General features: G+C 58.8%; 17 protein-coding genes. 14 read left to right on the top strand and 3 right to left on the bottom strand.

Features of this window, described 5'->3' with window-relative positions; all coding sequences use genetic code 11:
* Window positions 1–67: 67 nt before the first annotated feature.
* Window positions 68–568, bottom strand: a complete 501-nt coding sequence (locus RT551_RS07840) for a PadR family transcriptional regulator (protein WP_313457156.1) — start codon at window positions 566–568, stop codon at window positions 68–70.
* Window positions 569–846: 278 nt separating this feature from the next.
* On the opposite strand from RT551_RS07840, the gene aceE reads away from it, so the two are divergent.
* The 5 genes from aceE to RT551_RS07815 all read left to right on the top strand — a co-directional run bounded on the left by aceE (window position 847) and on the right by RT551_RS07815 (window position 10,166).
* Entirely contained in the window at window positions 847–3,534 is a 2,688-nt protein-coding gene (gene aceE / locus RT551_RS07835) for a pyruvate dehydrogenase (acetyl-transferring), homodimeric type (RefSeq protein WP_313457153.1), read from the top strand.
* Window positions 3,535–4,460: 926 nt separating this feature from the next.
* Window positions 4,461–5,729, top strand: coding sequence for a metallophosphoesterase (locus RT551_RS07830; protein WP_313457151.1), 1,269 nt, complete (start codon window positions 4,461–4,463; stop codon window positions 5,727–5,729).
* Window positions 5,726–7,660 (top strand): hypothetical protein, encoded by a 1,935-nt coding sequence (locus RT551_RS07825; protein ID WP_313457149.1) that lies wholly within the window; start codon window positions 5,726–5,728, stop codon window positions 7,658–7,660. The genes RT551_RS07830 and RT551_RS07825 overlap by 4 nt, the downstream gene beginning before the upstream one ends.
* A complete protein-coding gene (locus tag RT551_RS07820) occupies window positions 7,657–8,601 on the top strand; it encodes a hypothetical protein (protein ID WP_313457147.1) in 945 nt (314 codons plus the stop codon). The genes RT551_RS07825 and RT551_RS07820 overlap by 4 nt, the downstream gene beginning before the upstream one ends.
* Window positions 8,602–9,176: 575 nt before the next feature.
* The gene (locus RT551_RS07815) at window positions 9,177–10,166 is read left to right on the top strand and encodes a type II toxin-antitoxin system PemK/MazF family toxin (protein ID WP_313457145.1); all 990 of its coding nucleotides are present in this window, start codon (window positions 9,177–9,179) and stop codon (window positions 10,164–10,166) included.
* Between the two features lie 509 nt (window positions 10,167–10,675).
* Here the strand turns inward: RT551_RS07815 and RT551_RS07810 are convergent.
* Window positions 10,676–12,073, bottom strand: coding sequence for a radical SAM protein (locus RT551_RS07810; protein WP_313457144.1), 1,398 nt, complete (start codon window positions 12,071–12,073; stop codon window positions 10,676–10,678).
* A gap of 40 nt (window positions 12,074–12,113) precedes the next feature.
* Here RT551_RS07810 and tmk point away from each other — a divergent pair, with 40 nt between their 5' ends.
* Window positions 12,114–12,734, top strand: coding sequence for a dTMP kinase (gene tmk, locus RT551_RS07805; RefSeq protein ID WP_313457143.1), 621 nt, complete (start codon window positions 12,114–12,116; stop codon window positions 12,732–12,734).
* 53 nt (window positions 12,735–12,787) lie between these two features.
* A complete protein-coding gene (locus tag RT551_RS07800; protein WP_313457142.1) occupies window positions 12,788–15,514 on the top strand; it encodes a hypothetical protein in 2,727 nt (908 codons plus the stop codon).
* 94 nt (window positions 15,515–15,608) lie between these two features.
* Here RT551_RS07800 and RT551_RS07795 read toward each other — a convergent pair whose 3' ends face one another.
* Window positions 15,609–16,733 carry a DUF3578 domain-containing protein gene (locus tag RT551_RS07795; RefSeq protein WP_313457141.1) on the bottom strand — a complete coding sequence of 375 codons (1,125 nt, stop codon included), beginning with the start codon at window positions 16,731–16,733 and terminating at the stop codon, window positions 15,609–15,611.
* Window positions 16,734–17,357: 624 nt separating this feature from the next.
* Here RT551_RS07795 and RT551_RS07790 point away from each other — a divergent pair.
* From RT551_RS07790 to RT551_RS07760, 7 genes are all read left to right on the top strand, one after another.
* A complete protein-coding gene (locus RT551_RS07790) occupies window positions 17,358–17,741 on the top strand; it encodes a hypothetical protein (protein ID WP_313457139.1) in 384 nt (127 codons plus the stop codon).
* On the top strand, window positions 17,738–18,055 hold the full coding sequence (locus RT551_RS07785) for a hypothetical protein (RefSeq protein WP_313457137.1): 318 nt from the start codon (window positions 17,738–17,740) through the stop codon (window positions 18,053–18,055). Before RT551_RS07790 ends, RT551_RS07785 begins: the two co-directional genes overlap by 4 nt.
* A gap of 63 nt (window positions 18,056–18,118) precedes the next feature.
* Entirely contained in the window at window positions 18,119–18,418 is a 300-nt protein-coding gene (locus tag RT551_RS07780; RefSeq protein ID WP_313457135.1) for a hypothetical protein, read from the top strand.
* On the top strand, window positions 18,381–18,752 hold the full coding sequence (locus tag RT551_RS07775; RefSeq protein WP_313457133.1) for a HigA family addiction module antitoxin: 372 nt from the start codon (window positions 18,381–18,383) through the stop codon (window positions 18,750–18,752). The genes RT551_RS07780 and RT551_RS07775 overlap by 38 nt, the downstream gene beginning before the upstream one ends.
* Window positions 18,752–19,156 carry a hypothetical protein gene (locus tag RT551_RS07770; RefSeq protein WP_313457131.1) on the top strand — a complete coding sequence of 135 codons (405 nt, stop codon included), beginning with the start codon at window positions 18,752–18,754 and terminating at the stop codon, window positions 19,154–19,156. Before RT551_RS07775 ends, RT551_RS07770 begins: the two co-directional genes overlap by 1 nt.
* 476 nt (window positions 19,157–19,632) lie before the next feature.
* A complete protein-coding gene (locus RT551_RS07765; protein WP_313457128.1) occupies window positions 19,633–24,399 on the top strand; it encodes an RHS repeat-associated core domain-containing protein in 4,767 nt (1,588 codons plus the stop codon).
* On the top strand, window positions 24,396–24,713 hold the full coding sequence (locus RT551_RS07760) for a hypothetical protein (protein ID WP_313457126.1): 318 nt from the start codon (window positions 24,396–24,398) through the stop codon (window positions 24,711–24,713). The genes RT551_RS07765 and RT551_RS07760 overlap by 4 nt, the downstream gene beginning before the upstream one ends.
* Window positions 24,714–25,001: the final 288 nt, after the last annotated feature.

Below are 25,001 nucleotides of genomic sequence, written 5' to 3'. Positions count from 1 at the left end.
TGTGTTGCCTGGGCGGGTCACGACCAACGGTCGTGACCTACCGGGGTGTTCTGGGCCGCCCGGTACGTCACCGCCCGGCCCGAATCCTCAAAGCCGCCTCACGCAACGCCTGCGCCACAACCGCCGTGTTCTCATCCGACCACCGCGCGTGATGCAACCCAAGCGCCTGCTTCACCTCGCGCAGCGCTTCCCGCACCGGCATCGGCAGATTCGCCTTGGCAATCGTGCGCGCGCTGTCGCGAACGCGGCGCATCGCCGCATTCACCTCATCGCGCTGCGTCTCCAGCTCCGCCTGGCCCAGCGCATTGAGCTGGAACCGCCGGCGGCCACCGTCATTGCTCACATCCACCCAGCCCGAAGCCTCGAACTGCGCCAGCACCGGGTAGATCGAGCCCGCACTGGGCGTGTACACCCGCACGAACATCTCCGCGATGCATTGGATGAGCTCATAGCCATGCCGCGGCTGCTCGGCTAGCAGCGCCAGCACCAGCAGGCGCAGGTCACCCCGGCTCAGCGGCCGCGCGCTGCTGGAGCGCGCAGGGGCATCAGGTTCGCGTGGACAGGTCATTTCGATATATCGATTCGAGTGCGATAACGATATATCGAAAACCTGCGCGGTTCAATCAATCGCGGCAAACCCCATGGAACACTGCGTCACAATGTCGCGCGCTGTCCCAAGACATCGCTGCAAAATCGCGCATCACGCCCCCGTAGAGCCGGGCTTGCCCGGCTGCTCCACCTCCATACGCCCCCGTAGCGAAGATCGCAAACCCATTGGTGCGCTACACTTTGCGGCTAGAAATCTATAAACACCTCGCGCGCGTGCGTGCGGTCATGGGAGCGCTAATGAACTGGTTGAACGATGTGCTGAGCAACGACCCGAACCCGGTGGAAACCCAGGAGTGGATCGAGTCGCTGAAGGCCGTTATTGATGTCGAGGGCCCTGAGCGCGCGCATCAGCTGTTGGAAGGCATGGTGGAACTCACCCGTCGCTCGGGTGCCTACCTGCCGTTCTCTCCCACCACCGAGTACGTGAACACCATTTCGCCGAACCTGGAGGCCAAGAGCCCCGGCAACGCCGAACTGGAATGGCGCATTCGTTCCATCATCCGCTGGAACGCCATGGCCACCGTCGTGCGCGCGAACCGCAAGCCGGGCGACCTGGGCGGCCACATCGCCAGCTTCGCCTCCGGTGCCACCCTGTACGACGTGGGCTTCAACCACTTCTGGCGCGCCCCCAGCGACAACCACCCCGGCGACCTGCTGTTCATCCAGGGCCACAGCGCCCCGGGCATCTATGCGCGTTCCTTCCTGGAAGGCCGCATTGACGAACAGCAGCTCGACAAGTTCCGCATGGAAGTCGACGGCGGCGGTCTCTCCAGCTACCCGCACCCGTGGCTGATGCCGGACTACTGGCAGACCCCCACCGTGTCGATGGGCCTGGGCCCGCTGGCCGCCATCTACCAGGCGCAGTTCCTGCGTTACCTGGAAAACCGTGGCCTGATCGAAAAGAGCGACCGCAAGGTGTGGTGCTTCATCGGCGACGGCGAAAGCGACGAGCCGGAAACCCTCGGTGCCATCGCCCTGGCCGGCCGTGAAGGCCTGGACAACCTGATCTTCGTGGTGAACTGCAACCTGCAGCGCCTGGACGGCCCGGTGCGCGGCAACGGCAAGATCATCCAGGAACTGGAAGGCGTGTTCCGTGGCGGCGGCTGGAACGTCATCAAGCTGCTGTGGGGCGGTTACTGGGATGCCCTGCTGGCCAAGGACACCAACGGTGTTCTGAAGAAGCTGATGATGGAAACCGTCGACGGCGAATACCAGAACTGCAAGGCCTTCGGCGGCGCGTACACCCGCGAGCATTTCTTCGGCAAGTACCCGGAAACCGCCGCCATGGTGGCCGGTCTGTCCGACGACGACATCTGGCGCCTGAACCGCGGCGGCCACGACCCGCACAAGGTGTATGCCGCCTACCACGAAGCCGTGAACACGAAGGGCATGCCCACCGTGATTCTGGCCAAGACCGTGAAGGGCTACGGCATGGGCAGCGCCGGTGAAGCGCTGAACCCCACCCACCAGACCAAGAAGCTGGACGACGAAGCCGTTCGCCACTTCCGCGACCGCTTCAACATTCCGGTTACCGACGAGCAGCTGAAGGACGGCCAGGTGCCGTTCTATCACCCCGGCCCGGACAGCCCGGAAGTGAAGTACCTGCAGGAACGCCGTGCCGCCCTGGGTGGTTACCTGCCGCAGCGCCGCCGCAAGGCCAGCAAGAGCTTCAACGCACCGAAGCTGGAAGCCTACGAGCGCCTGCTGAAGAGCAGCGGCGAGCGCAGCTACAGCACCACCATGGCCTTCGTGCAGAGCCTGAACATCACCCTGCGCGACAAGGAACTGGGCCCGCACATCGTGCCGATCGTGGCCGACGAAGCCCGTACCTTCGGTATGGAAGGCCTGTTCCGCCAGATCGGCATCTACGCGCCGTTCGGCCAGAAGTACAAGCCGGTCGACGCCGACCAGCTGATGTTCTACCGCGAAGACCAGAGCGGGCAGGTGCTGCAGCAGGGCATCAGCGAGCCGGGTGCCATTGCCTCGTGGATGGCCGCCGGTACCAGCTATTCGGTCAGCAACGTGCCGATGCTGCCGTTCTACATCTACTACAGCATGTTCGGCTTCCAGCGCGTGGGCGACATTGCCTGGCAGGCGGCGGACATGCGTACCCGCGGCTTCCTGCTCGGCGGCACCGCCGGCCGCACCACCCTGAACGGTGAAGGCCTGCAGCACGAAGACGGCCACAGCCACCTGGCTGCCGGCGGCATCCCGAACGTGCGCAGCTACGACCCGACCTTCGGCTTCGAAGTGACGGTGATTCTGCAGCACGGCACCAAGGCCATGATGGAAGACCAGGTAGACGAGTACTACTACCTGACCCTGATGAACGAAAACTACACCCACCCGGAAATGCCGGAAGGTGCAGCCGAAGGCATCGTGAAGGGTATGTACCTGCTGACCGACGCCGGCAAGCCGAAGAAGAACGAGCTGCGCGTGCAGCTGCTGGGTTCGGGCACCATTCTGCGCGAAGCCATTGAAGCGGCCGCGCTGCTGGAGAAGGACTTCGGCGTGACCGCCGACATCTGGAGCTGCCCGAGCTTCAACGAACTGCGCCGCGATGGCTTCGACGCAGAGCGTTGGAACCGCCTGCACCCGGAAGACACCCAGCGCAAGGCCTACGTGACCGAGCTGCTGGAAGACCGCCAGGGCCCGGTGATTGCCGCCACCGACTACGTGCGCGCCTACGCCGACCAGATCCGCGCCTTTGTGCCGGCCACCTACACCGTGCTGGGCACCGACGGCTTCGGCCGCTCGGACACCCGCGCCAACCTGCGCCGCTTCTTTGAAGTGGACCGGTACTACATTGCCCACGCGGCGATTGCGGCGCTGGCGAAGGACGGGAAGATGACCGGGAAGGATGTGGCTCGGGCGATCAAGCAGTACAAGATTGATCCGGAGAAGTCGAACCCTGTTGGGGTTTAAATGAATTAGCGCAGGAATAATTGGATAGACTAAGGGCCCTCGTTCAAGGTTGAATGGGGGCCTTTTTTCATTCCGAGATCTTGGGGTCACGGCGTCTACACGGGATATCGAGTTGAACAGTCGAATAGAGATGAATCGATGAACTCTCCCATTCGCTGGGCTGGCAGCAAAAGAAGGCTTCTGCCTGAAATTTTGAACCAGATGCCAGAGCGCTATTCGCGATACATGGAGCCATTCTGTGGCTCCCTTTGCTTGTATTTCAAACTGCCGAGCGTCCCAGCCGTAGTCAGTGACATAAATCCAGAGCTGATGCATTTCTATAAGATGCTGCGCTGGCGTCCAAAAGTCCTCGCGCAGCATTTGTCTAAGTGGGATCTTCAGGAGGAAACCTACTATGGTGTCAGGTCTCTTTCGCCACATGAGCTTACGCCGGAAACTAGGGCAGCTAGATTCCTGTATTTGAATAGGTTGTGCTTCAATGGCGTCTACCGAACAAACGCGAGTGGGCAGTTCAATGTTCCCCGCGGAACAAGAGTTCCTCCGATGCCCGAAGTGACTGAGCTTTCAAGATGGGGAGCGAGGCTTCGGCCAGCAACTCTTCTCGTCTCGGATTTTGCCGAAACTCTATCGATGGCGAAGAAGGGAGACTTCATCTACCTAGACCCCCCCTATGCAGGCAGGGCGGTGCGGAACCGGGGTGAGTATGGGCCCGGGTCATTTTCCGTTGAAGATATCCAGCGGTTTCATGCGTGCGTCAGTAGCGCTTCTCGAAAAGGCGCAAGAATTCTCATATCTTACGCAGATGTACCTGTTATCAGAGATGCATTCGACGGTTGGAACGTCTCGTCACTCGTTGTTCCCCGAAACGTGAGCGGCTTCGCTTACGGACGAGGCCAGGCTGGTGAGGTATTCCTACGCAACTATTGATGGATCAATTGTCGGGGGGGGTGATGGCTACAGATGTAAAGATTGTGGTGATCTCTGATCTACACTATCGAAAACATGCAAACAACGAAGTGCGGCCCGCTGCCGCCGCGCGAGGCGCGGTAGGCTACGACCCTGTTGCAGCCTTTGTCGACGCCTTGAGGAGGGATGATGTCCGGGCGGACTACGTGATATGCCCGGGTGACATTACTGATCGAGCGTCCCCAGAAGGTCTGAAACTTGGATGGGAAAAGCTGAATGAGATTAAGGAGGTTGTGGGCGCTAGGCATCTGATCGCTGCAACCGGAAATCACGAAGTCTGCTCCAGGGATGACAACCCGTCACATGATGCTGCCGGCAATGCTGAAGCGTCAGTCGATCCCCTTGGCATGCTTCAAGCGCTTTCTGACTATCCAAGCTCCCACTGGAATGGTGTTGAGCGGAAGTGGATTTACTGGGGCAAAGGATACGAGTTCATCAGTGATGGTTCGGTCCTTTTTCTGTTAGTGAATTCAAGCCACTTTCATCCGACGATGCGAATGAACGAGTTCGAGCGCGGTCGCATTAGCGATTATGCCCTGAAGCTCCTGTCAGATGAAATTGATCAGAAGATCGAAGAGTCGGGTGCCAAGATTTTCATCGCTCTGCTTCACCATCCTCCGGTAAGTCACGAGTCTCTAACACACAGTCTGGGGCGCATCGAGATGTTCAACGGCAGTCGTCTCGTCGAAGTGCTGGAGAACTCTGGATTCCCATGGTTGATCCTGCATGGCCACAAGCATGCGGGCCGCTTGATCATGGCTCAGGGGGCCGGCAATCAGCCGATCGTCTTTGCGGCTGGTAGCATCGGTGCCGACCTTGTTGGGCATCAGGTAGGTCTCCATACAAAACTGCAAGGATATGTCTTGAGTTTGCAGGTTTCGGATGAAGCGCTGCCTGCACTGAAAGGCAGTGTCACAGCATACGCATGGGTGGACAACAGCTGGGTCCCCGCAACTGCAACCAATCATGGGATTCCGACTGGTTGTGGGTTCTCTTCCCCTGGGGTGAACGTGAATGCAATGGCTGAGTCTCTCAGGGACAAGGTGGCGGAACAGAATGCTGATTTCTTGACCCTTAGTGAGATGCAGGGCGTAGTACCTGAACTTCGCTACCTAATGCCAAAGCAAGTTGATCAGTTTCGAAGGGCGGTAGTCAGGTTGGGAGGTGCTTTTACCTGGCCAGATAATCAGTTCTTTCCGGATGACGTCTCGTTTGAGGGGGGAAAGTGACTTCCGTTCAAAACTTTGGCGGTGCGAGTGTATTCAATGCGCGTGACCTGAAGTCCAATGAGATTGCTGGAGGATTCATTGCGCCCGCAGCATTTCAGATGCTGCTTAGTGACTCGCATTGTGTGCTCGAGGGGCCGCGTGGGAGTGGCAAGACGACGCTGCTGCGGATGCTCACCCCGGAGTCATACGCTCCTTGGGCGAAGAGAGAGCAGGGGCATGAGATCGGTTTCATAGGCGTCTTCGTGCCTGCAGATGTCCGCTGGGCGAAGCAGTTGGAAGCGCGTCTGGTTGGACTGGATCAGTCCGTGAAGAGATACATGATGGAAGCCGCGTTCTCTGTTGCAACGGGACTTGCCATCATTGAGGCGATCGAAAGCTGTATTCGCGGAGCTTCTGAGTATGGTGTGCAACTTCCGAAGGTCTTTCTCGTCGTGGAGCGCACGCAAGAGGCCGAGATCGTTCGTGCGCTATCCGGACTGTGGAGGCTAGACATTGGCGTCCCTTCGTTCGCAGGCCTCAAAGCCGCCCTCAGGGCGAGGCAGCATGAAATTGGTTTTCTGGTGGCACTGATTCAGTCCGGCAAGGCATGGGGGGAAGTGGTCGAGGCCAACCGATACCTGGCGAGTTCATGGTTGGAGAGCCTGGTCAGCGGGCTCCAGTCAATAAACGAGATTCTGCAGCGACGTGAGCAGCGCTGGGCAGTTCTATTGGACGAACTTGAAATTGTCCCACCTGAGATACTGGAGAGCGTTGTTCAGGCGCTTCGGTCAACGGATCCGTTGATCAAGTTCAAGCTTGCTATCAGTCCAACAGGGACTGATCTAATGTTCGGCGGGGGAAGTGCGGCTCCTAGTCAAGAGAATGACTATAGGGCAATTCCCCTATGGTACGAAAAGCGAGTCGACGCACGAGCCTTTGCGGAGAAGCTCTTCTCTCGTGCCCTGTTTGGACAGGATATTGCAGATCTCGATCTAGGGAAGGTGCTGGGAACGAGCAGGTTCCAACCAGAGGACGACGATGGCTGTATCGAACCCTACGATAGTGCGAAGCGCTCTCGTGTGGAGTCGTTCGTCAGTCTCTATTCAAAAGATGAATCCTTCAAGCGCGAACTTGACAGAAAGAAGATTGATCCGTCGGACCCTCCACTTTCCGACGCATCTAAGGCTGGGACATACGTGCGTAAAATCACCCCGCTTGTCTTTTTGCGCGATAAAGAATTAATGCAATTCAAGGCTGGGGTTGCCAGTCGGCGTGGCGGCCGGCGAAGCGGAGAGGCGTACTTTGGCTACCCAAATCTCTTGGATCTCGCCGAGGGGAATCCGCGCTGGATTCTGACTTTGGCAGACTTGCTGAAGGCGAATCGCGCTACATCTGAGTCGAGCATAAAGAGTCAGGGCGTTCAAGCGTCTGTGTTGCGCGACTATACCAAGCAATTCGTGTCAAAGCTCACTGTCTATCCAACTGGGGCGGCCCCAGCTAACAGATCTTGGACGCTAATGAAGTTTGTTGATGTTCTAGGAGAGGAGCTTGGACGTTCCCTGTATCAGGGCGAGTTTCTGGCTGATCCTGCGCTATCTTTCAAGCTAGACGAGAAGGCCCTATCTCAGTTTGGGGGGTACATAAAACTCTGCATTGACCTTGGTGCACTAGTAATTGTTCGCGGTGGAACGGCAGCATTGGGTGAGGCTGGTGGTAGCCCCTCCCTGGTTAATGCGCGAGTGAGAATCAGCTATCGACTCGCTCCTCGCTACCAGTTGCCACTGCGGAGTACGAAGGAGCGATCACTGAGTGGAGTGCTTAAGGGTGGGGATCTTCTGCAAGCACAGTTCGACCAGGCATCGCCTGATGCTCAAAAGGATCGACCCCAGTTGCCAAGTTCATCTGGCGAGTCTGATGATTCTGTCGCACCTCATCAGGGGAGACTACTATGAGAGTTTCGGTTGATTCGGTGTACGACGAGGGCCAGGTGGACTTCTCAAAGTTTGACTTGGTGATCCTATCGATCACTGGAGAAAGTAGAGGGTGGTTGGTCTCCGACAAGATTCGGGGCACCAATGCTCAAGTGTGGGCATTGGCGAGGAGGAATGAAAATCTAACCTCGATCAATCTGGAAATGGAGATTGAGCGGCGAATTCCATCGGCGGCGATTGTTCTGGCGCAGTCATTTGCTAGCACTCTGTCGGCGTTTATGGCGAACGCGCCTCAAAGCATAAGAATATTCATTGACGTGAGTTGCATGACTCGAAAGGACATGGCGTTGGCTTTCGATGAAATTTTCTCAACGGAGAGAGACGATGTTAGGAGCATCACGGTTTCGCTTGGATATGTAATATCAAAGTTTGTTCCCCCGGAGTCTCTCGGATGCCATAACGAAGATATAAGGCCTATCTCTCCGAGATTTGCGGGCTGGCCTAGCGATCCCTATGCCCCAACTTCGGTTGTAATGGGGTTGGGCTATGAGGCAGCAAAGGCCGAGGGTGCAAATGAGTATTTTGACGCTCAGGAAACATGGGTGTTCTTCCCTCGCTCGCCGATCAAAGAGTTCGATGATGAGGTGCTGAAGAACAACAAGCAGATGGTGGATCGTGCGAGCCGTGAGTCAAAATTGGTTTACTACCCGGTCGACAAGCCAATGGAGTCGTTTTTCTATCTGAACTCTCTAGTTCAAGATCTGACGGAGCGATCAAATCTGCTCATTCTGCCATTCGGTCCCAAGATATTTGCGGCTATTGCAATGCTTGTTGCTATAGCGAATCCTAGTGTTGGTGTCTGGCACGCAACGGGAGATACCGATCTTCCCGCAGACGATCACGAGGCTTCGGACCACTTTGTGACGATGGAGGTCACCTTCTCCGCGAGATCGCGACATTAATGATGCTTGTGTGTCGACCCGTTGTGTTCCTGTTCCGGTGTTGGTTCTTTCCAAGGCAAATGCAGATGAGCGAGTTGGGCGGGAGTGATCAAGTAGGGGGTCGCCCGGTGCAAGTCGGCGCTGCTCCTTAAGATCATCAAGGCCAACACGACGGTGGCAGCTGCACGTCGGCAGATTGATCTGACGCCGGTTGAGATCGAGAGCCGGATTGATGACAGGAAGCGTGCGATTAAGGGCACCCTGCGGGCCGCGCATCAGGACGTGCGTGGTGGTGAAATGCGTCATTTGAACAATGGAGGAGCGATGTGTGCATCGGCATCGCTTTGACATCTAGATGCACGCTACGCGGGTGATTGCTGACTGGATTTCGTTCTGCAATCAACAGAGTCCTCGTTACGCACTCAAGTTGATGATCCCGGATGCGGTACTTGCCGCTACATTAGCCAAATGACCTGAGCAGGAATCGGTGGGTCACCACAGCACGACTGTGAAACAACTTTTGCGAGCTGCCGAGCCTTCACTGTGTATTAGGCTTGGAGTAGCCGCTACTACTATCCCGCTGAACGAGCAGTTTTATGACCGATTTGATCGTAAGGTACTTCGAGGAAGCGACTGGTCCGAACGGACAAACCACACTGAGCTTGCTGGGGTCTGAGACGCTTGACGGCGTGACCGAAGCGCTCCTGCCGGGCTTTTCTCCAAGTTTCATGGTGTTCTGCAACAAGAAGTTCTCAAGAAGCACTACGTACAACTGGTTCGTCGCTAGGATAGACGCCAAGCCCGCATGCGCTGACGGGCCGACTAGCTTTGACGTGGTTTTGCAGGAGCCCTATGTAACAAGCCCCGTGGAGTATCTGAACCAGACTATCCGCAAGTCTGGATCGAGCGTGGAGAAAGTGCTGCATCAAGGTAGCCTGGTTGAGGTTGATTACGGCTTCGTTCAGTCGGTGGGTAAAGATGACGGATCGCTTAAGAGCAACAAGCGATACAGCGATACCATTCAGAAGGGGGAGATGCACAAACGACGACTTTGTATCGTTGTGAAGGTGCGGGGGGCTACAATTCAAGTCGTTCCCATCACCTCTGAACCTTCAAGCTCCACCGACAAAACTTCATTCAAAATTGACTCGGCTACGCTGTCTGATCTCACGCGGTACGGTACAAGCGGCAAGGACAGCTACGCCCTCTGCAGCATGATTGAGACGGTGTCAATCCGGCGCGTCTTGCCGCCTGAGTCTTTTTACTCAGTCAGGGGCAACCGCCGGCAAGGGCGAAACGTGTCCTATCCCGCGGCGCTGGGCACTGCTGATAGCCAGCGCTTGAGAGCGGCGTTGCTGCACTCCATCGGTGTGACGGACTATGCGGAGCTTAAGGATGACGTAGCCAGGCTTAGGAGGAGATGCGCAGACCTGGCCCCCATACCCAACGAGCTCGAGGCTACACGGCACTACGCAGCTGAACTTGAGAGCCGGACGATGGATCTCGAGCGATACAAGCGTCTGGCCGCGAAATGGGCTAGTGACCTCGGTTTGGATCTAGCTCAGTCAGTGTCGGAGTTCGCATAGGACATCAAACATGAACGCCCGTTCAGGGTGTTTTGACATCTCCCGCGGGCCATGTATAATCCACCCCAATGGCGGGGAAGGCTGGAGCAGCACCGGACCCCCGCGACGGCTTAATTGCCTTGCTGCAGAAAAAAATGTAAACAAAAAGACCGCCAGTTGGCGGTCTTTTTGTTGGTCGCTGTGGTGGTCTCCCTGCGGACTCCTTCCTTTGAGTGCTCTACGGGCCGTAATCATTTCTCTGATTAGTTCTGCAAGCTCAGGTTTGACCTTGGATGGGCTATCCTCCTTTGGGCTCCGCTGAACCGAGGTCATCAGTTCTCGTCCTTCCCAGTAGGGATGCCAGCTCTCTTGGGTGCGGATCTCCGGGGCAGGCTCACTTCGGCTGGACTGCAGAGAGTCTTGTGGTCTCCTTCGGCTCTACTTCGCTCTGTTTTTTCGGGCGCGTCTGCTCGATTACGCAACTGGAGCCAGGATCATCTAGCTGGATGAGCTTGGCGTTAGCCGGGCAGCTAGTCCCGAGTGAGGTCCATGTCCGTTCGAAAGGGAAGCCGGCTAGAGGGGCTAGCTCGGACATCATTGTCGAAGTCTTTCCGAGTATAGTCTCGAGCGTAGTAAGAGAAGCTCTTGAGTTGGAAGTAAGAGGATGCGTCCATGTATCTCCTGGACAGCTCAAGGCTTGCAGACTCTGCTTCTGCTTGGTCAATTTCCCGGCTGAGATGAAGTTGGGAGATGCCAGTCTCCGCTGCAGAGTTGGAATCAACGGGCGTAGCGCCGCTCTTTGCCCACTCTTCGAGCAGCGCATCTGCGATCTTGGGCGGCCCGTACGCAACCACGGGACCAACGGAAACGCCGGCGATTGAGTCTATATGCTCATCAAGGAAAGTTCGTGTCTCATCCAGGGTCTTAGAAGTCTCGCCAGCGTAAAGGAGAACATTAACCTTGGTCGCGACGCCGCTCTCACGACACGCTCTCAACAGAAGTGATGCTCGACGAAGGTAGCGCTCGGGATCGGAGGACTTGTGCATGCTAACGATCTGCTGTGGCGAGGCCGTCTCAAGGCCTAGGTCAAGAACCCTCATGCCCGCCTTCGCCAAGTAAGGAATCGTTTCCGGCCTCAGGGCGTCCACGCGAGTCTCCGTTCGCCAATGTACGTTGAGCCCTAGCTCTGAGACCGAGTTGGCCAATGCCGACGCCCATCTCTCACTCGGTAGAAACATCGAAGACTGAAGATAGGGTCTGATCTGCCCGCCATTGTACTGGGAGGATACGGCGGCGATCGCGCATGCAATCTGATCGGGCGAGCGAAGCTTCTCTAGCCGAATGTCACGTTCCTCACAGAAGGCGCAACCCATTCCGCACCCGCGCGATGCCTCAACGCTTGGCTGGTACCGCTCATGGTCAAACACGAGGCGATGATTGAGCACCTGGTCTGGTGTAGGGGCGGAGAGACGACGCACGTCGTCCACACCATTCACAAGGCGCTGGATCAGAGGCTCGCCTAGACCGGGGACTAGCAGATCCGCGGCGGGAAGCTTCTTCTGTAGCCATTCTGGGTCTGGGCCCACGACCCAGCGTCCGCCAACTATGATCTTTGATGAGGGGAATGCTGTTCGTAGTAGCTGGCAAAAGGCGCTCGCCCACGGTAGGGCGTAGAAGCTGGGGATCGACACCATGACCGGGAAGCGTGATGGCAGACTTCCGCTCTCTATGAGCATTCTCAAGGCCACAGAGGGCTGCTCATGCTCGCCATGGAACAATAAGGTCTTCAGCCCCGTGGCGTCGAGAATGGTTGCCAGCGATAATGCGCCGTAGTTCAGGTAAAGCTGACGTCGGGCCAGTACGTGGTCCCGCTTCTTCGGTGATAGCATGCCTGCGGACACAAACACAACAACGTCTGATTTCTTCATCAGATGGCCAATATTTTTAGATTTCGAGCGGAAGGTTTACGTGCCATTTGTCAGCATCGAGGGAATAGACGGTAGCGGAAAGACAGAGCAGGTTGGTCACCTTGTGGCTCGCCTCAGAAACGCTGGGCTTCATGTTGTACAAACCAAGGAGCCGGATGGGGGCCAACTTGGGGCTGAAGTGAGGCAGATGATGACGCGTCCTGACCGTGCGCTCCAGCCGATCGAGCAGATGCTCCTAGTTTACGCCGCAAGATGCGACCACGTTCGAAGTGTCATCCGTCCCGCGCTGGAGCTGGGCCACTGGGTGGTATCAGATCGCTTCATTGACTCGACATTCGCATACCAAGTTGGCGCGTCGGGCGGTGATTTGCATGATCTGTTCGTTGCCGCTAATAGGGCCGTTGTGGGCAATACCATTCCAGACCTGACCATCATTCTTGATCTTCCGCCAGAGATCGCAAGTCAGCGACGCGACCAGAGGGTCGACGGAGCAGTTGACCCCGCGGAGAAGCTAAGAAACTTCGAGGCCATACGGACGTCGCTGAGGACAGTTGCGGCAGAGCAGGTGCGCCGTTGTCGGGTCATTGACGCAGACCAACCCATATGCAATGTCGCAGCGGCGATCTGGAGAGAGGTGCAAGCGATGCGCGAACTGGAGTAATTCGCCCTTAATGCACTAGGAAACAGAAGAGTCAACCGAAGCATAGACCGCCGATGAACCCTCAAACTCGCAGCCTTCTTATCCATCGTATCGTTGATTCGCTGGCCGTGCTAGCACCGGGGTCGACCTTTGAGCGGTTCTCTGTCGTGCTAGTTCAGCGGCTCCATGGCGTGCAGCTCGTTCACCGGGGCTCTACGATCAATGGAAGCCCTGTAGGTCGGGTGCTCGACGCAGTCTCTTCTGATGGTCGTATTGTCGTTGAGGCGTCCATCGAGAAGGGCTACTTCTCCGGGAGCATGCTCAAGCCAAAGAGGGACCTTGCTCACTCGCTGACTCTAGCCCCAGCGGCCGAGGAGATCTTTCTGCTGTGCTCCCAGCGTGCCGAAACGGGGGTGATCGAGAGAATGGTTAGTGAGCTTTCTATCCAGAATGGACTAGTGGGGAAGAGGCTAAACCTGATGGATAGTCGTTCCATCGCGGAAGCACTTGTCGATCAACTAATGTTGTCCGATGACGCGATCGACGAGCTTGCCGAGTATCTTCCAGTCCTTTCGGAGATTCGCGATGACCATCCGGCATCACTGAATGCGCCTCCATTGAGTCATTCGTATATCAGCAACGAGCTGGTAGATGCTGAGCTGGACAAGCTTATGGGACATGAGGCTTGCATCGAGATAAGTGGAATTGGTGGAATAGGCAAGTCTCAAGCGGCCGCTGCCTGCCTTGAAAGATGTGCAAGCAAGTTTGACTACAGGTTTTGGGTGAGCGGTCGCGATGTTGATAGCATTGAGAGACTCTCTTCCGTCCCTGTTAGAAGGGGCGGGGCAGAGCGAAACATAAGCGCTCTCTTGCGAAGAAACAGCACCCTCCTCGTTATTGATGATGCGGCTCCGGGTTTGGATGTTTCCCATTTGTCGGACTTGTGCGGGCCAGATTCCCGAATCATCATCACGAGGCAGAATCCCTCTGGAAAGGCCTATTCTATGCCGCCGATGCATAAGGAGCAGGCTAGGTCCTTGTTGAATCAAGGCGTCTCTTGCTCAGTTCCCCATTTCGAGTTTGAGAGGATATGGGCGGCTGTCGGCGGTCATCCCTTGAGTCTTGCGCTCCTCAATGCCGCTGCTCGCGAAGGCGTTGCTTGGTCGGAGCTTGCGGAAGACTGCTCAAACGTGGCTAAGCTGCCTGTGAGCGGCGGGAGGCTCGCGGACAGAATTCTCGGCAGACTCAGGCCGGTCCTTGAGGATGAACTAAGTCTGTTTCAGTGGGCAGGCCAGAGTCACTGTGATCGAGCGTTCTTCAAGCATGTTGTTGGGTCATTGCGATTGAGAGCATTCGAAAGGCACGGCATTACTGCGCCTGAGAGTGATGCTTCGATTCGAATTCACGATATCGCCTTTGCTTCTCTTCGATCTCTGAACTGGCTGACGGAGGCCAGGTCGAATGAGATTGATGGTCATCTGGAGGAGTTCATAACCCGACAGATTCGAAACGACGGTCATGGTCTCCAGCTCATTGCATCGCAGCTCAGATCCAAGATTGCGCTGAACGTCGAGAGGGGAGATCGTAGATCCGCCTTCTTGTACGCGCTATCCACAATCTGGTCTGGAGCTTCTGTTCCAGTGCACCTCTTCCCGGATCCGTTACAAGAGGCCAGGCGAATCGCATCGCACGGGGCGATTGGCCAAGACGTGGCAATCTTGGTTGTGCTCGAATCTATAGAGGCGAAGGAACGGCACCTCCGTCATACGTCAGGAACGGAGGCTGCGAGGACATGGCTAGGAGGGGTCGAGCCGGCATATGAAATTCTGGCCGGTACTTTGGGGCTGGCGGACAGACAAGTTGCGGAGATAAAGCATCATCATGCGAAAACACTTCGGGCACTGGGTAGGCGAGCTTCGGCCATGAGGCTTTTTGAAGAGGTGGTGACGCAGTACTCACTCAATGATTCGAAGCTGCAGTTGATTCGTTTGATTGGCGCGGATCCCAATGAGCATATGCGGGCCAAGCGCTACGCATCGGAGATAATTAGTGAAAAAGTCTCAGGTCACGGAGTTTCCCCTTCACTTCTGATGGCTATGGGAGATTGTCTCAATGGTGCTCGGTTAACCTGGGGCGGGGCGCTGATTGCGGAGCACGAGGAGCTATTTCTCTCGGAAGCGCTGTACAGTGCCGCCATGGGTATACCTCAGGGCTACCATTCCCTTGCTAACTTTGCGCGGGCGGTAGTTTGGCATGCTCCCGAGCGGGTATTCGACTTGCTTGCTCGTCTTCCAGAGCCGACGCCGCTTATGTTAGATGACGACCAAAGTCGAGGTAGCTACGCAGAGATTATGCTAATCGCGGGCAAGGCTGGAAAGGACGGCTGTCTTGGGCTTGCGCTCGACGCATATGAGTCACTGAAGCATCCGGACGCATATCAGCGGAGAAAGTGGGGAGAGGTGCTATATCAGTTGAAGCGTTACTTGGAGGCGGAACAGATTCTTGAAGAGATTGACGGCGATCCATCAGGCCGCATTTGGCTTGCTCACAGCCTCTCTCAGGTGAAGATGGAGCTCGGAAAGCTGGAGGAAGCGCTAGCGTTGGTCGATGAGTCCGTTGACGGGGCAGTGGGTGTCAACGAAAAGTATCTAAGTAGCTTTCTGCTCCAGCGGGTTAAGCTTAAGAAAAGGCTCAAAATTGATGCGTCTTCAGACATTGCCCGTGGTCGGGCTTCCACGAATAATGTCAAACTTCTCGAGGAGTTCTCTACTTTCGATAGCGGTGAATCCCGACTGCACTAGCGTTCTAGCCATTGGAGGCACTTCTTGGAGGCAGCCTCATGGCCTTGACGTGGCTCGGGCGCGTGCTGGTCGCGGGTGCGAGCGTTTGGCGCGCTTACGAAACGCGATACCGGAAGGCGATTGGGCGCAGTCTATCTTTCTCAATGTTCCAAGGTGCTTTCACTGTGAGGGTGCCTCCCTCAGCAACAACTCCAACTGGTGATCTGATCAGTCTCACCTCGGAGAGTACAAAAAGCGCATTGTTCGGATAGCAAGCGAGGTGATGGTCGACCTCATTGCGGGTTAGTACGACGTCCCCAAGGGTCCCTGTAGTACCTTTGACTTCAACATGAAGGCACACAGAATTTTGCGTGGCCTTAAGATCATAGGACTCTACAGAGCTTGTATCCTCGACAGAAAAGCCATTGCTGGTCAGATATTCGATTGTTGCTGCCATTGCTCGCAGCTCCACCGCACGTCGCTCTTGCGGCGTAAGGCCAAAGCCTTGGCCGCTTCGTCTTCTTCCGGTAGTTGACTCCTCGATTGCTTCGACTGCGTCGATGACATCGAGAGAAGTCTCTTGAGTCCTTTCTTGAGCGTCAGCAGCGCTATAGATCAAGCCCAGCAATCGAGCCATGAAGCGTAAATCACTTATGAGCGTTTCATTGTTGGGAAGACTTGAGCGTGGATAGAAGTAACTAATGGCCGTCGTTGCCTCATAAGACCTGCCCAATTTTCCTGTGCCGAGTTGGATACTCTCTGAGAGTCGAGTGTCGTCCCTCACGTCATTTGCAATGACATCGCGTGACCATCGGACCAGCCGTGTTGTCTCAGACGTCGAGCGTGAAGTGTAACCTCCGTCCGAGCTGTTGTTTGAAGCATGGGCAAGGGCGAGGTAAGCGCCAGTTCCATCTGATCTGAACAGGAAGACCACGTACCACCCTTTTGTCGCAGTGGGCGAACGACTGCGGGAGCCGAATCGAACCCATGGGACAAGAGCGCGACGACCCTGGCCATCGCTGCCTTCTATAAGGAAGTCGGCGGCATCTACTCCTGCTTCCAGCCGAAGAAGCTCTGTCAGTGGCTGTATCTGATCGGGGAGGGAATGTCGAATGATCGCCCCCCGCTTTGCCATTGGCTCGGTGACGAGGGGACTATAGCTCTCCTGCAACTGAAGTACTTCGTGTAAGTCTTCCCTGATTCCCATCATGTGCCCCAGCCACGTTGTCTCCTCGATCATCTAACCACGGTGTCGCAATCGGCCGCAATAGAAGTGAGGATCGCGTCACGGGAACGCCCTAGCTATTTAATGCGATCCCATGAACCGGCCAAACCCGATCCCTCCGACAAAGATCAAAGTCCTCCCCATACGCCACCGCCGCCTCCCCAGCCGGCATCTCGCAATACCACCCCAACTCCTCCCGATCCATCCCCGCATCCGCGTGGTCAATCGCAAACAAGGCCAAAAGCGCCTCATCGAAAGCGGCCAGCCACTCCGAGTCAATCTGCATTTTTCGTCCGTCTCCTACGAGGGAGGGGCATGATCTGTGCACTGCGTCCCATATCCTGCGACTGAAACGGGTCATCCGCGACAGCCATTTGTCGTTTCCGAAATATCGCCCTAAGTCAATGATTTTGCTGGGGTACTTTTCCAGATCGGATTCGGCCAAGGTAGTCGGACGGAGCGTGGAAACTCCCAAGCGAGAACAATGATGGATGTAGGCCCGAGGTCGGGAGGGTGGTTAATACAACACCCTCTCCTCGGGGGAAATACGCCACGCCGAGTCTCGCTTGACGGTTCCAACCTCCCGACCACCCCTCGCCACCTCCGGCGAGGGGGGCCTACACCATGAGGCTGTCCATCATGCAAAACATCTGGCCCGAAACACCCAACCCCGAACGCGATCCGGCCGCTATATCACCGGAATCCGAAACCCCAACCCCACCACCCCAGGCCGCCGCCTCAGCCGGCGGCTCCGAGCCCCCCAATCCCCCGCCCGCCAACGACGACGAACACGACGACTACGTCCCGTTCTTCCTCACCCGCGGCCGCTGGCTGCGCCACATCGGGCTGGGCAAGGGCACCACGCTCCGGTTCGAGTGGACCGGCGAACAGCTCATCATCACCCCGCGCTACCCGCCGGGCTTCCGCACCCTGCACATGCCCACCACGCTGGAACGCGAGGTCCACTACAGCCAGGTGCAGGCCTACGCCCACCACCCCGCGCCGAAGGGGTTCACGCCATGACCATGACCAAGCCGTCGTACATGCGGTTCAAGGTGGAAGACGACCTGCGCTGCCGCTTCAAGGGCTCGGCCATGCGGGCGCATTACTACCCGGCCGAGGCCATTCGCTTGTTCATGGAGCGGTTCGTGGAGCTGGAATACGACCCGCATGCGGTGGACCTTACCTGCTTCAGTGATGCGGTGGATCGGGCGGCGCTGAAGGTGCGCAAGGAGATGCCGCCGGTGGAGCCGAGAGAGACGGAGTTCGGCGAGGAAGATGAGGTGCAGCGGGCGCGGCGGGAAGGGTGGGCCAGTTCCCGGTTTGGGCGCGAGTAAACGGTTGGTTGGTTGATCCGTGCGTGCCACGCCGGGCGTGGCACCAACCTTGTGGAGGATTTCATGAACATCATTATTCCCCTGCGTTCTGCGCGGGCTGGGTGCCTGCGTGCCGTGCGCGGCGTGCTGGGTTGGTATCTGCGCAAGACCGCCAGGATGCCGCGGCTGCCGCTTATCTATCTGCAGATGAACGACGCGCTGCGCATCACCGCGTCCTTCGTGCTGAAGCTCCTGCCGCATCCGCAGCCCGTGGTCCCTCGCCGGCGCACGCCGGAGGACCTGGACGCGCTGGTGCAGCGCCAGTACGGCTGGCGCAACCCCACCCATGGCAACCGCAGGAGGCACCACCATGCTGCGCAGTGAGGAAGTGCCGCCGCTGCACCCCGGCACCATACTGTCCGAAGACTTCATGGTGCCAATGCGGCTTTCCGGCCGCGCGTTGGCGTGCGCGCTGAACGTGTCCCACACCCGCATTGCCAGCATCATGCGTGGCACCGCAGCCATCACTGCCGATACCGCGCTGCGCCTGGGGCACTACTTCAACACCTCGCCGTGGTTCTGGATGAACCTGCAGGTGCGGTTCGATCTGGAAATGGCCGAGCGCGAACGCCCGCACCCCACCGCCGGCATCTGCCCGGCCGCCAGCGACCCGGAAATAGGGTGGTGGACCGGCAACGATGTCGGGGAGGGGCAGTGATGGTGATCAGGCGCTTTCGACGCGTGATGGCCGGGCGCGTGCGGCCGATTCCGCAGCCGGGTGCCCGCGCGCGGTTGGTGCTGCCGCCGCTGCCCGCGCGGTTGGCGGAGCAACTGAAGGACTACCCGCTGCATGTGGAGCAGTTGCAGCTGGCGTTGCAGGGCGTGGCGATGGCGCGCGGCACGCGGCTGCCGCGGATAGAGATGGCGCTGTGGGTGCTGGAAGACCGGGTAGGGCGGTTTCTGGCGGAGGCACGGCGGGAGCTGGATGCCGCGCGGTGCAGTGGGAACGCGGAGCGGTTTGCGGCGGCACAGAAGATGGAGCAGGTGATGTTTACGTTGCGGTTGCGGCACCAGTGGTTAAGGGATGAGGTATTTATGGGGTATTTCCGGGATTTGCGGTGATGGGGTGGGGCGGGATGGACCTGCCGGATGCGCCTGTATTGTGTGGTGCGGTAGAGTCGGTCGATAGACGACTGCCGTGAAATCCGCATCACCCGGTGACGCATGACCATCGAACGGGGACGCGCGTTTTCGATTGATGGTCATGCGCTACCGTGCCGATCACCGTTATCGGCAGTCGTCTGTCGAGCGACTCTACCGAAGCGGGTATGTCGGCCGCGGAAATATCTGATTGCGCCGTAGGAAAACTCCGCAGAATTGTTCGGAACATTCCGAAAAACCGCGGCGTGCTTCAAAAATGGTGAGCATCAGCACAGTTTGATGTCTTGACCGGACGTTCACTCTGCGTTGAAACTCAGCCGCACATCCAGTCGCCCACAGGAACCTCGGGCGACCGCCGTACAGCCACGCCCTGCGTGGCTGCACCCCAGTACCGCATCGCCCTACGAGCAGTCCCACCTCCAGGAAGGAGTACCGGAATGTCCCGTTCCACCCCCGCTGTCACTCGCCCGAGCGCCCTGTTCTTCCTCGTCGCACTCTCCGCAATTCCCATCGCGCACGCGCAGGAAGTGACGAAAACCTGGCAGAGCCCAGCTGCCCAAGGCCAAACGCTCCTCAATGAGGGCCAGGCCCAGAAGGCCGTCGAGAACAACTTCGCAGCGTACCTCGCCGCCGGCCCGCTCAGCTGGCAGGTCACCGGCATGCGGATCAGCGGCGAAACGGTCACCTACGACTACCGCATCAAGCCGGCCAAGTTGATCGTCACAGACTGGATCTACCGCTTCGACAACCAGGACTACAGCACCGAGCAGGCGATGGTGGATGCCATCAAAACCACCCGGGCATCCTCGCCGGGGTGTCCGGCCACGCAGGTAATTCCCGGTACGTGGGCAGGCGTGCCCGGTGCCGGCCTGGGCGACGGTGCCGATGGCAGCAACACCGGCGAGTCCGCCACGTATGACACCCCGAATTACGTCATCAACCCGCGCACCGGTACCTGCATCCTGTCGCAGGCCAGCGTCAACGTGGGCCGCACGCGCACGGTGAAGTGCCCCAACACCGCGCTGATGGCGTGGAAGCCGGAGATCGGCATGTGCGGCATGCATCCGGCGCAGGAGCAGATCGGCAGCATGCTGATGAAGTACTCCAGCTCGCCGGTGGCCAACCAGTGCGCCGCACAGAACGGCAAAGGTGGTCCGCTGCACCAGAAGGGCAACCCCTGCGATGCCACCACGGGCAACAAATCCCAACCCGAATCCGATCTGGACCTGGGCTGGATCCAGTTCGTACGCCACTTCAATTCGATGACCTCGGCCCCGGCCGGCGGCTTCGGTCCCAACTGGACCCATTCGCACAATCTGTTCCTGGCCATGGGCACGGACAGCAGCGGTTTCCCGCCCAGCAATGTGTTCACGGTGGGGCTGATTGAAAGCGATGGCACGCACGTCGCGTTCTCGGCGGTGGGCGCGGCCTACGAGGCCGCCAATGGCAGCGGCGACCGGCTGCAGCAGCAGGGCGGCAACTGGCTGCTGTACCGCAGTGACGAAGTGCTCACCTTTGGCAGCAACGGTCGACTACAGCAGCGCGCCTTCGAGAACGGCACCACCCTCAGTTACCAGCACGACGCACAGGGGCGATTGCTTTCGATCACCCATTCCAGTGGCCGCGCGTTGTTGTTCCACTACGAAGCACTGGCAGGCGACGATCTGATCAGCGCGTTGTCCGTCAGCGGCCAGCTGGTGGCCAGTTACACCTACAACACTAACGGCCAGGTGGCCACGGTTCAGTACCCAGGCAACACGGTGCGCGTGTATCACTACGAGAACGCCAGCTTCCCGCGCTATCTCACCGGCATCACCACCGAGGATGCACGCCGTTACAGCTGGTACAACTACGACACCAAGGGCCGCGTGACCTGCAGCCGCCACTCCGGGGACTGCACGGGAGCGGATGTCGGTGTTGACGGTGTGCGTCTGGAGTACACCGCCGCTGGCACGACCATCGTCACCGATGCGCTGGGCAAGGTAGCCACCCATAGCCTCAGCCCTACCGCCGGTGAAGGCTACCCGCGTAAGGTCACCGGCGTGACGGACCCGCAGGGACCGATCAGCCGCACCTACTACCCCAAGGCGCAGGACTTCCGCCGCCGGCTGGCGAGTGAAACCGACCGCCGTGGCACCCAGACCACCTATGCCTACAGCACCGGTGCCGACCCTAACAGCGGCCAGCCGGTGGAGATCACCACCATTACCGAAGCGGTCGGCCAGCCGGAACAGCGCGTCACCGAAATCCACACGCTTACCGGCAGCAACCGCGTGGTGTACAGCCGCATTGGCGATCTCGAAACCCGGACCGTTCGTAATGCGCGCCTGCAGCCCACCAGCGTGGTCTTGCGCGATCTGCTCAGTAATGAAGTGCGCACCACCACCTTCAGCTACTGCGAGGCGGCCGACGTGGCGGCCGGCGGCAGCTGCCCGGTGCTGGGCCTGCTCAAGCAGGTGGACGGCCCGCGTAACGATGTGAACGACATCGTGACCTACGCGTACTACCCCGTTGACGGCGCGAACTGCGGGCCGGCCAGTACCGGCGTTTGCGAGTTCCGCAAGGGCGACCTGCACAGCATCACCAACGGCCTGGGCCACACCACCCTCACGCTGCGCTACGACGCGTTGGGCCGTCCGCTCCAGGTGGCCGACAGCAACGCGGTGACCACCGAGTACGAGTACCACCCGCGCGGCTGGCCTGTTGCTATCCGGGTCAATCCGGCGGTGCCCGGCGAAGGCCGCACCACCCTGATCGACTACTGGCCCACCGGCCAGGTGCAAAAGATCCGCGAGCCCGACGGCAGCAGCATCACCTATATCTACGATGCCGCGCAGCGCCTGACCGACATCGAGGACAGCGCAGGCAACTCCATCCACTACGTCCTGGACAACGCCGGCAACCGGCTGCGCGAGGACACCGCCGACACTGGCGGCAGTCTGCGCCGCACCCTCAGTCGCATCTACAACACGCTGGGCCAACTGATGGTCCTGCGCGACGCCAACAACCACGATACCGGCTTTGCCTACGACCCCGAAGGCAACCCGGAAGCCGTGGTGGACGCGCTTCAGCGCAGTACCACCCACCGGTACGACCGGCTCAACCGGTTGGCCCGCACACTGCAGGACGCCACCGGCATCAATGCGGAAATCAAGAACACCTACAACGCGCTGGACCAGGTCACCCAGGTCACCGACCCCAAGGGCCTGAACACCACCTACACCTACAACGGCTTCGGCGACCTCATCGCGCAGAACAGCCCGGACAGCGGCAACACCGCCATGGCCCGCGATGCGGCCGGCAACCTCACCGTGCGCACCGATGCGCGCGGCGTGCAGGTGCTGCACCACTACGACGCCCTCAACCGCCTGATCGGCATCAGCTACCCCGACCCGAACCTCAACGTCGGCTACGCCTACGACACCGCCCCGGCCGTGTGCACCACCAACGAGCGCTTCCACAAGGGCCGCGTGGCCCAGGTGCAGCATGCCGGCGGCAGCACTACCTATTGTTACGACCGCTTCGGCCAGATGACCCGCAAGGTGCAGACCGTCAACGGCGTGGCCAGCGCCGTGCGCTACGCCTACACCATCGGCGGCCGCCTGCAGCAGCTGATCTATCCGGACGGCAGCGTGGCCGACTACGTGCGCGACAGTCTGGGCCGGATCAGCGAGATCGGCCTGACCCGTCCGGGGCAATCCCGGCAGGTGGTGGTGAACAACCTGATGTATGCCCCGTTTGGGCCGGCCACCGGCTGGAGCTACGGTGACGGCCGCCAGTTGATTCGTCCGGTGGACCATAACTACCGTCCCGAGCGGATCTGGGACGTGGGCCAGGATGGCCTGTCGTTGGGGTTCACCTATGACCCGGTGGGAGCCATCACCGAGCTCAAGACCGCTGACGGCAGCCAGTCGCTGGCGCAGTTCGGCTACGACGGCATGGGCCGGCTCACCCAGACCAAGGACGGCCCCAGCGGGACGGTGATCGAGGCGTACGACTACGACCCGACCGGTAATCGCATGGGGATGACCAGCAACGCCGGCACCCAGGTGTACACCTACGCCTCGGGTAGCCACCGCCTGACCAGTGTGGATGGCGAAATTCGCGACCACGATGCGGCGGGTAACACCACCAGCATTGGCAGCCGCGAGTACGTGTACAGCGACGCCAACCGCCTGCGTCAGGCCAAGCAGGATGGGGCGGTGCTGGAAAGCTACCTGTACAACCACCGTGGCGAGCGCATCCAGCGCGAACCCAGCGGCGGCAGTGCGCAGCTCACCGTGTATGACGAAGCGGGTCAGTGGCTGGGTAACTACAGCAGCACCGGGCAGGCGCTGCAGCAGGCGATCTGGCTGGACAACTATCCGGTGGCATTGATCAACGCGCCGGCAGTGGGCGTGCCGGAGGTGGCCTACATCCAGCCCGACCACCTGGGCACCCCGCGAGTGGTGATCGACCCGGTGCGCAATCTGAGCATCTGGGAGTGGAGCAGTAAGAGCGAGGTGTTTGGGAACCAGGCTCCGAATGGTGATCCGGATGGGGATGGTGTGGCGTTTGAGCTGGCGCTGCGGTTCCCGGGGCAGCAGGCGACGGATGCTAGTGGGTTGTTCTATAACTACCAGCGAGAGTATGACCCGGCGGTAGGTAGGTACTCGCAGAGTGATCCGATTGGGTTGGCGGGTGGTATCAGCACGTACTGGTATGCCGAGGCAAGCCCGCTCTTGAAGTACGATTTCTTGGGATTGAATCCCGCACTTCGGGGGGTCAAGCCTTCGCCATACCTTCCTGTGCCATCTGGCGGTGTAAATCCTGATTACCCCGGGCTTGGTAGCGAGCCGATGGGGCCAGTCATATATCCGGGTCAAGCCGCGCTGGATGCGCTGGGACTCTTGGTGACCAATACGCAATCATGGGAGATCCTGGCTGTTCTAGCCAAGGCATTGCCTGAACCCAAAGATGCTCGCGATCCAAATGGAGCGAAGGCACCTGGATTGCCATGCGAAGATGATGGTTACGTGCCTGGAAAAGATGGTCCGAAATGGGTTCAGTCCCCAAACGGCCGGGGGTACGGATGGGAAGACGCGGCCGGAGATGTCTGGATTCCTAGCGGCTGGGGTGGTGGCGCTCATGGTGGGCCGCATTGGGATGTACAGAGGAAGAAGGGCGGCTATATCAATGTCTATCCAGGGGGACGCAGAAGATGATCGGCAAGGATATGGTTGAGTTGCGGGTGACGCGTGTGACCTACTACTCGCCGCACGACGAAAGCTGCTTCTTTGATTGGCTCAATAAGATGCGCTTCGTGAAGGAGTTTCACGGCAAGGGAGATACGCTTCTTCTTTCGGTGGATAGGAGTTCAATGACCAAGGGGGATCTGGAGGATCTCATTGGGTTCTTCTACAGATATGGAATCTCAATGCCCCAACTGAAGGTCTTCGACTGTCCGGAATTTTCCGGGTGGTTTCGCAATCGGGAGAAATATTGGTACTACCGCGTCTTCCGGTCGAAGGCGCGTTGATTCACATGCGGGGCCGTGTGGGCGCGAAAACTTCGCGCTACAACCACGGCTGCGAGCGTGTCCAGGGCGAGCACAACGGCGTAAGCGATCAGCTCACCGTGTAAGTCGAAGCCGGCCGGTGCTGGGAAACTACAGCAGCACCGGGCAGGCTCTACAGTGGGCGATCTGGCTGGACAACTACCGGGTGGCGGTGATCAACGCACCGGTAGCGGATGTGCCGGACGTGGACTACATCGGTAATCCCCCCACTTCTAGCTGTCGCCAAAAGTGGAACTAGGCCGCCAATGC

Origin of the sequence: Stenotrophomonas sp., assembly GCF_032103445.1 — a bacterium.
Classification (GTDB): domain Bacteria; phylum Pseudomonadota; class Gammaproteobacteria; order Xanthomonadales; family Xanthomonadaceae; genus Stenotrophomonas.
This window is presented reverse-complemented; position numbering and strand designations above follow the sequence as displayed.

Excerpts from the sequence above, each read along its gene's own strand:
- RT551_RS07820 (WP_313457147.1), top strand. The coding sequence starts at position 7,657 with ATGAGAGTTTCGGTTGATTCGGTGTACGACGAGGGCCAGGTGGACTTC.
- RT551_RS07840 (WP_313457156.1), bottom strand. The coding sequence starts at position 568 with ATGACCTGTCCACGCGAACCTGATGCCCCTGCGCGCTCCAGCAGCGCG.
- RT551_RS07830 (WP_313457151.1), top strand. The coding sequence starts at position 4,461 with ATGGATCAATTGTCGGGGGGGGTGATGGCTACAGATGTAAAGATTGTG.
- RT551_RS07760 (WP_313457126.1), top strand. The coding sequence starts at position 24,396 with ATGATCGGCAAGGATATGGTTGAGTTGCGGGTGACGCGTGTGACCTAC.
- RT551_RS07810 (WP_313457144.1), bottom strand. The coding sequence starts at position 12,073 with ATGAAGAAATCAGACGTTGTTGTGTTTGTGTCCGCAGGCATGCTATCA.
- aceE (WP_313457153.1), top strand. The coding sequence starts at position 847 with ATGAACTGGTTGAACGATGTGCTGAGCAACGACCCGAACCCGGTGGAA.
- RT551_RS07785 (WP_313457137.1), top strand. The coding sequence starts at position 17,738 with ATGACCATGACCAAGCCGTCGTACATGCGGTTCAAGGTGGAAGACGAC.
- RT551_RS07790 (WP_313457139.1), top strand. The coding sequence starts at position 17,358 with ATGCAAAACATCTGGCCCGAAACACCCAACCCCGAACGCGATCCGGCC.
- RT551_RS07795 (WP_313457141.1), bottom strand. The coding sequence starts at position 16,733 with ATGATCGAGGAGACAACGTGGCTGGGGCACATGATGGGAATCAGGGAA.
- RT551_RS07775 (WP_313457133.1), top strand. The coding sequence starts at position 18,381 with ATGGCAACCGCAGGAGGCACCACCATGCTGCGCAGTGAGGAAGTGCCG.
- RT551_RS07780 (WP_313457135.1), top strand. The coding sequence starts at position 18,119 with ATGAACATCATTATTCCCCTGCGTTCTGCGCGGGCTGGGTGCCTGCGT.
- RT551_RS07770 (WP_313457131.1), top strand. The coding sequence starts at position 18,752 with ATGGTGATCAGGCGCTTTCGACGCGTGATGGCCGGGCGCGTGCGGCCG.
- RT551_RS07800 (WP_313457142.1), top strand. The coding sequence starts at position 12,788 with ATGAACCCTCAAACTCGCAGCCTTCTTATCCATCGTATCGTTGATTCG.
- RT551_RS07815 (WP_313457145.1), top strand. The coding sequence starts at position 9,177 with ATGACCGATTTGATCGTAAGGTACTTCGAGGAAGCGACTGGTCCGAAC.
- RT551_RS07765 (WP_313457128.1), top strand. The coding sequence starts at position 19,633 with ATGTCCCGTTCCACCCCCGCTGTCACTCGCCCGAGCGCCCTGTTCTTC.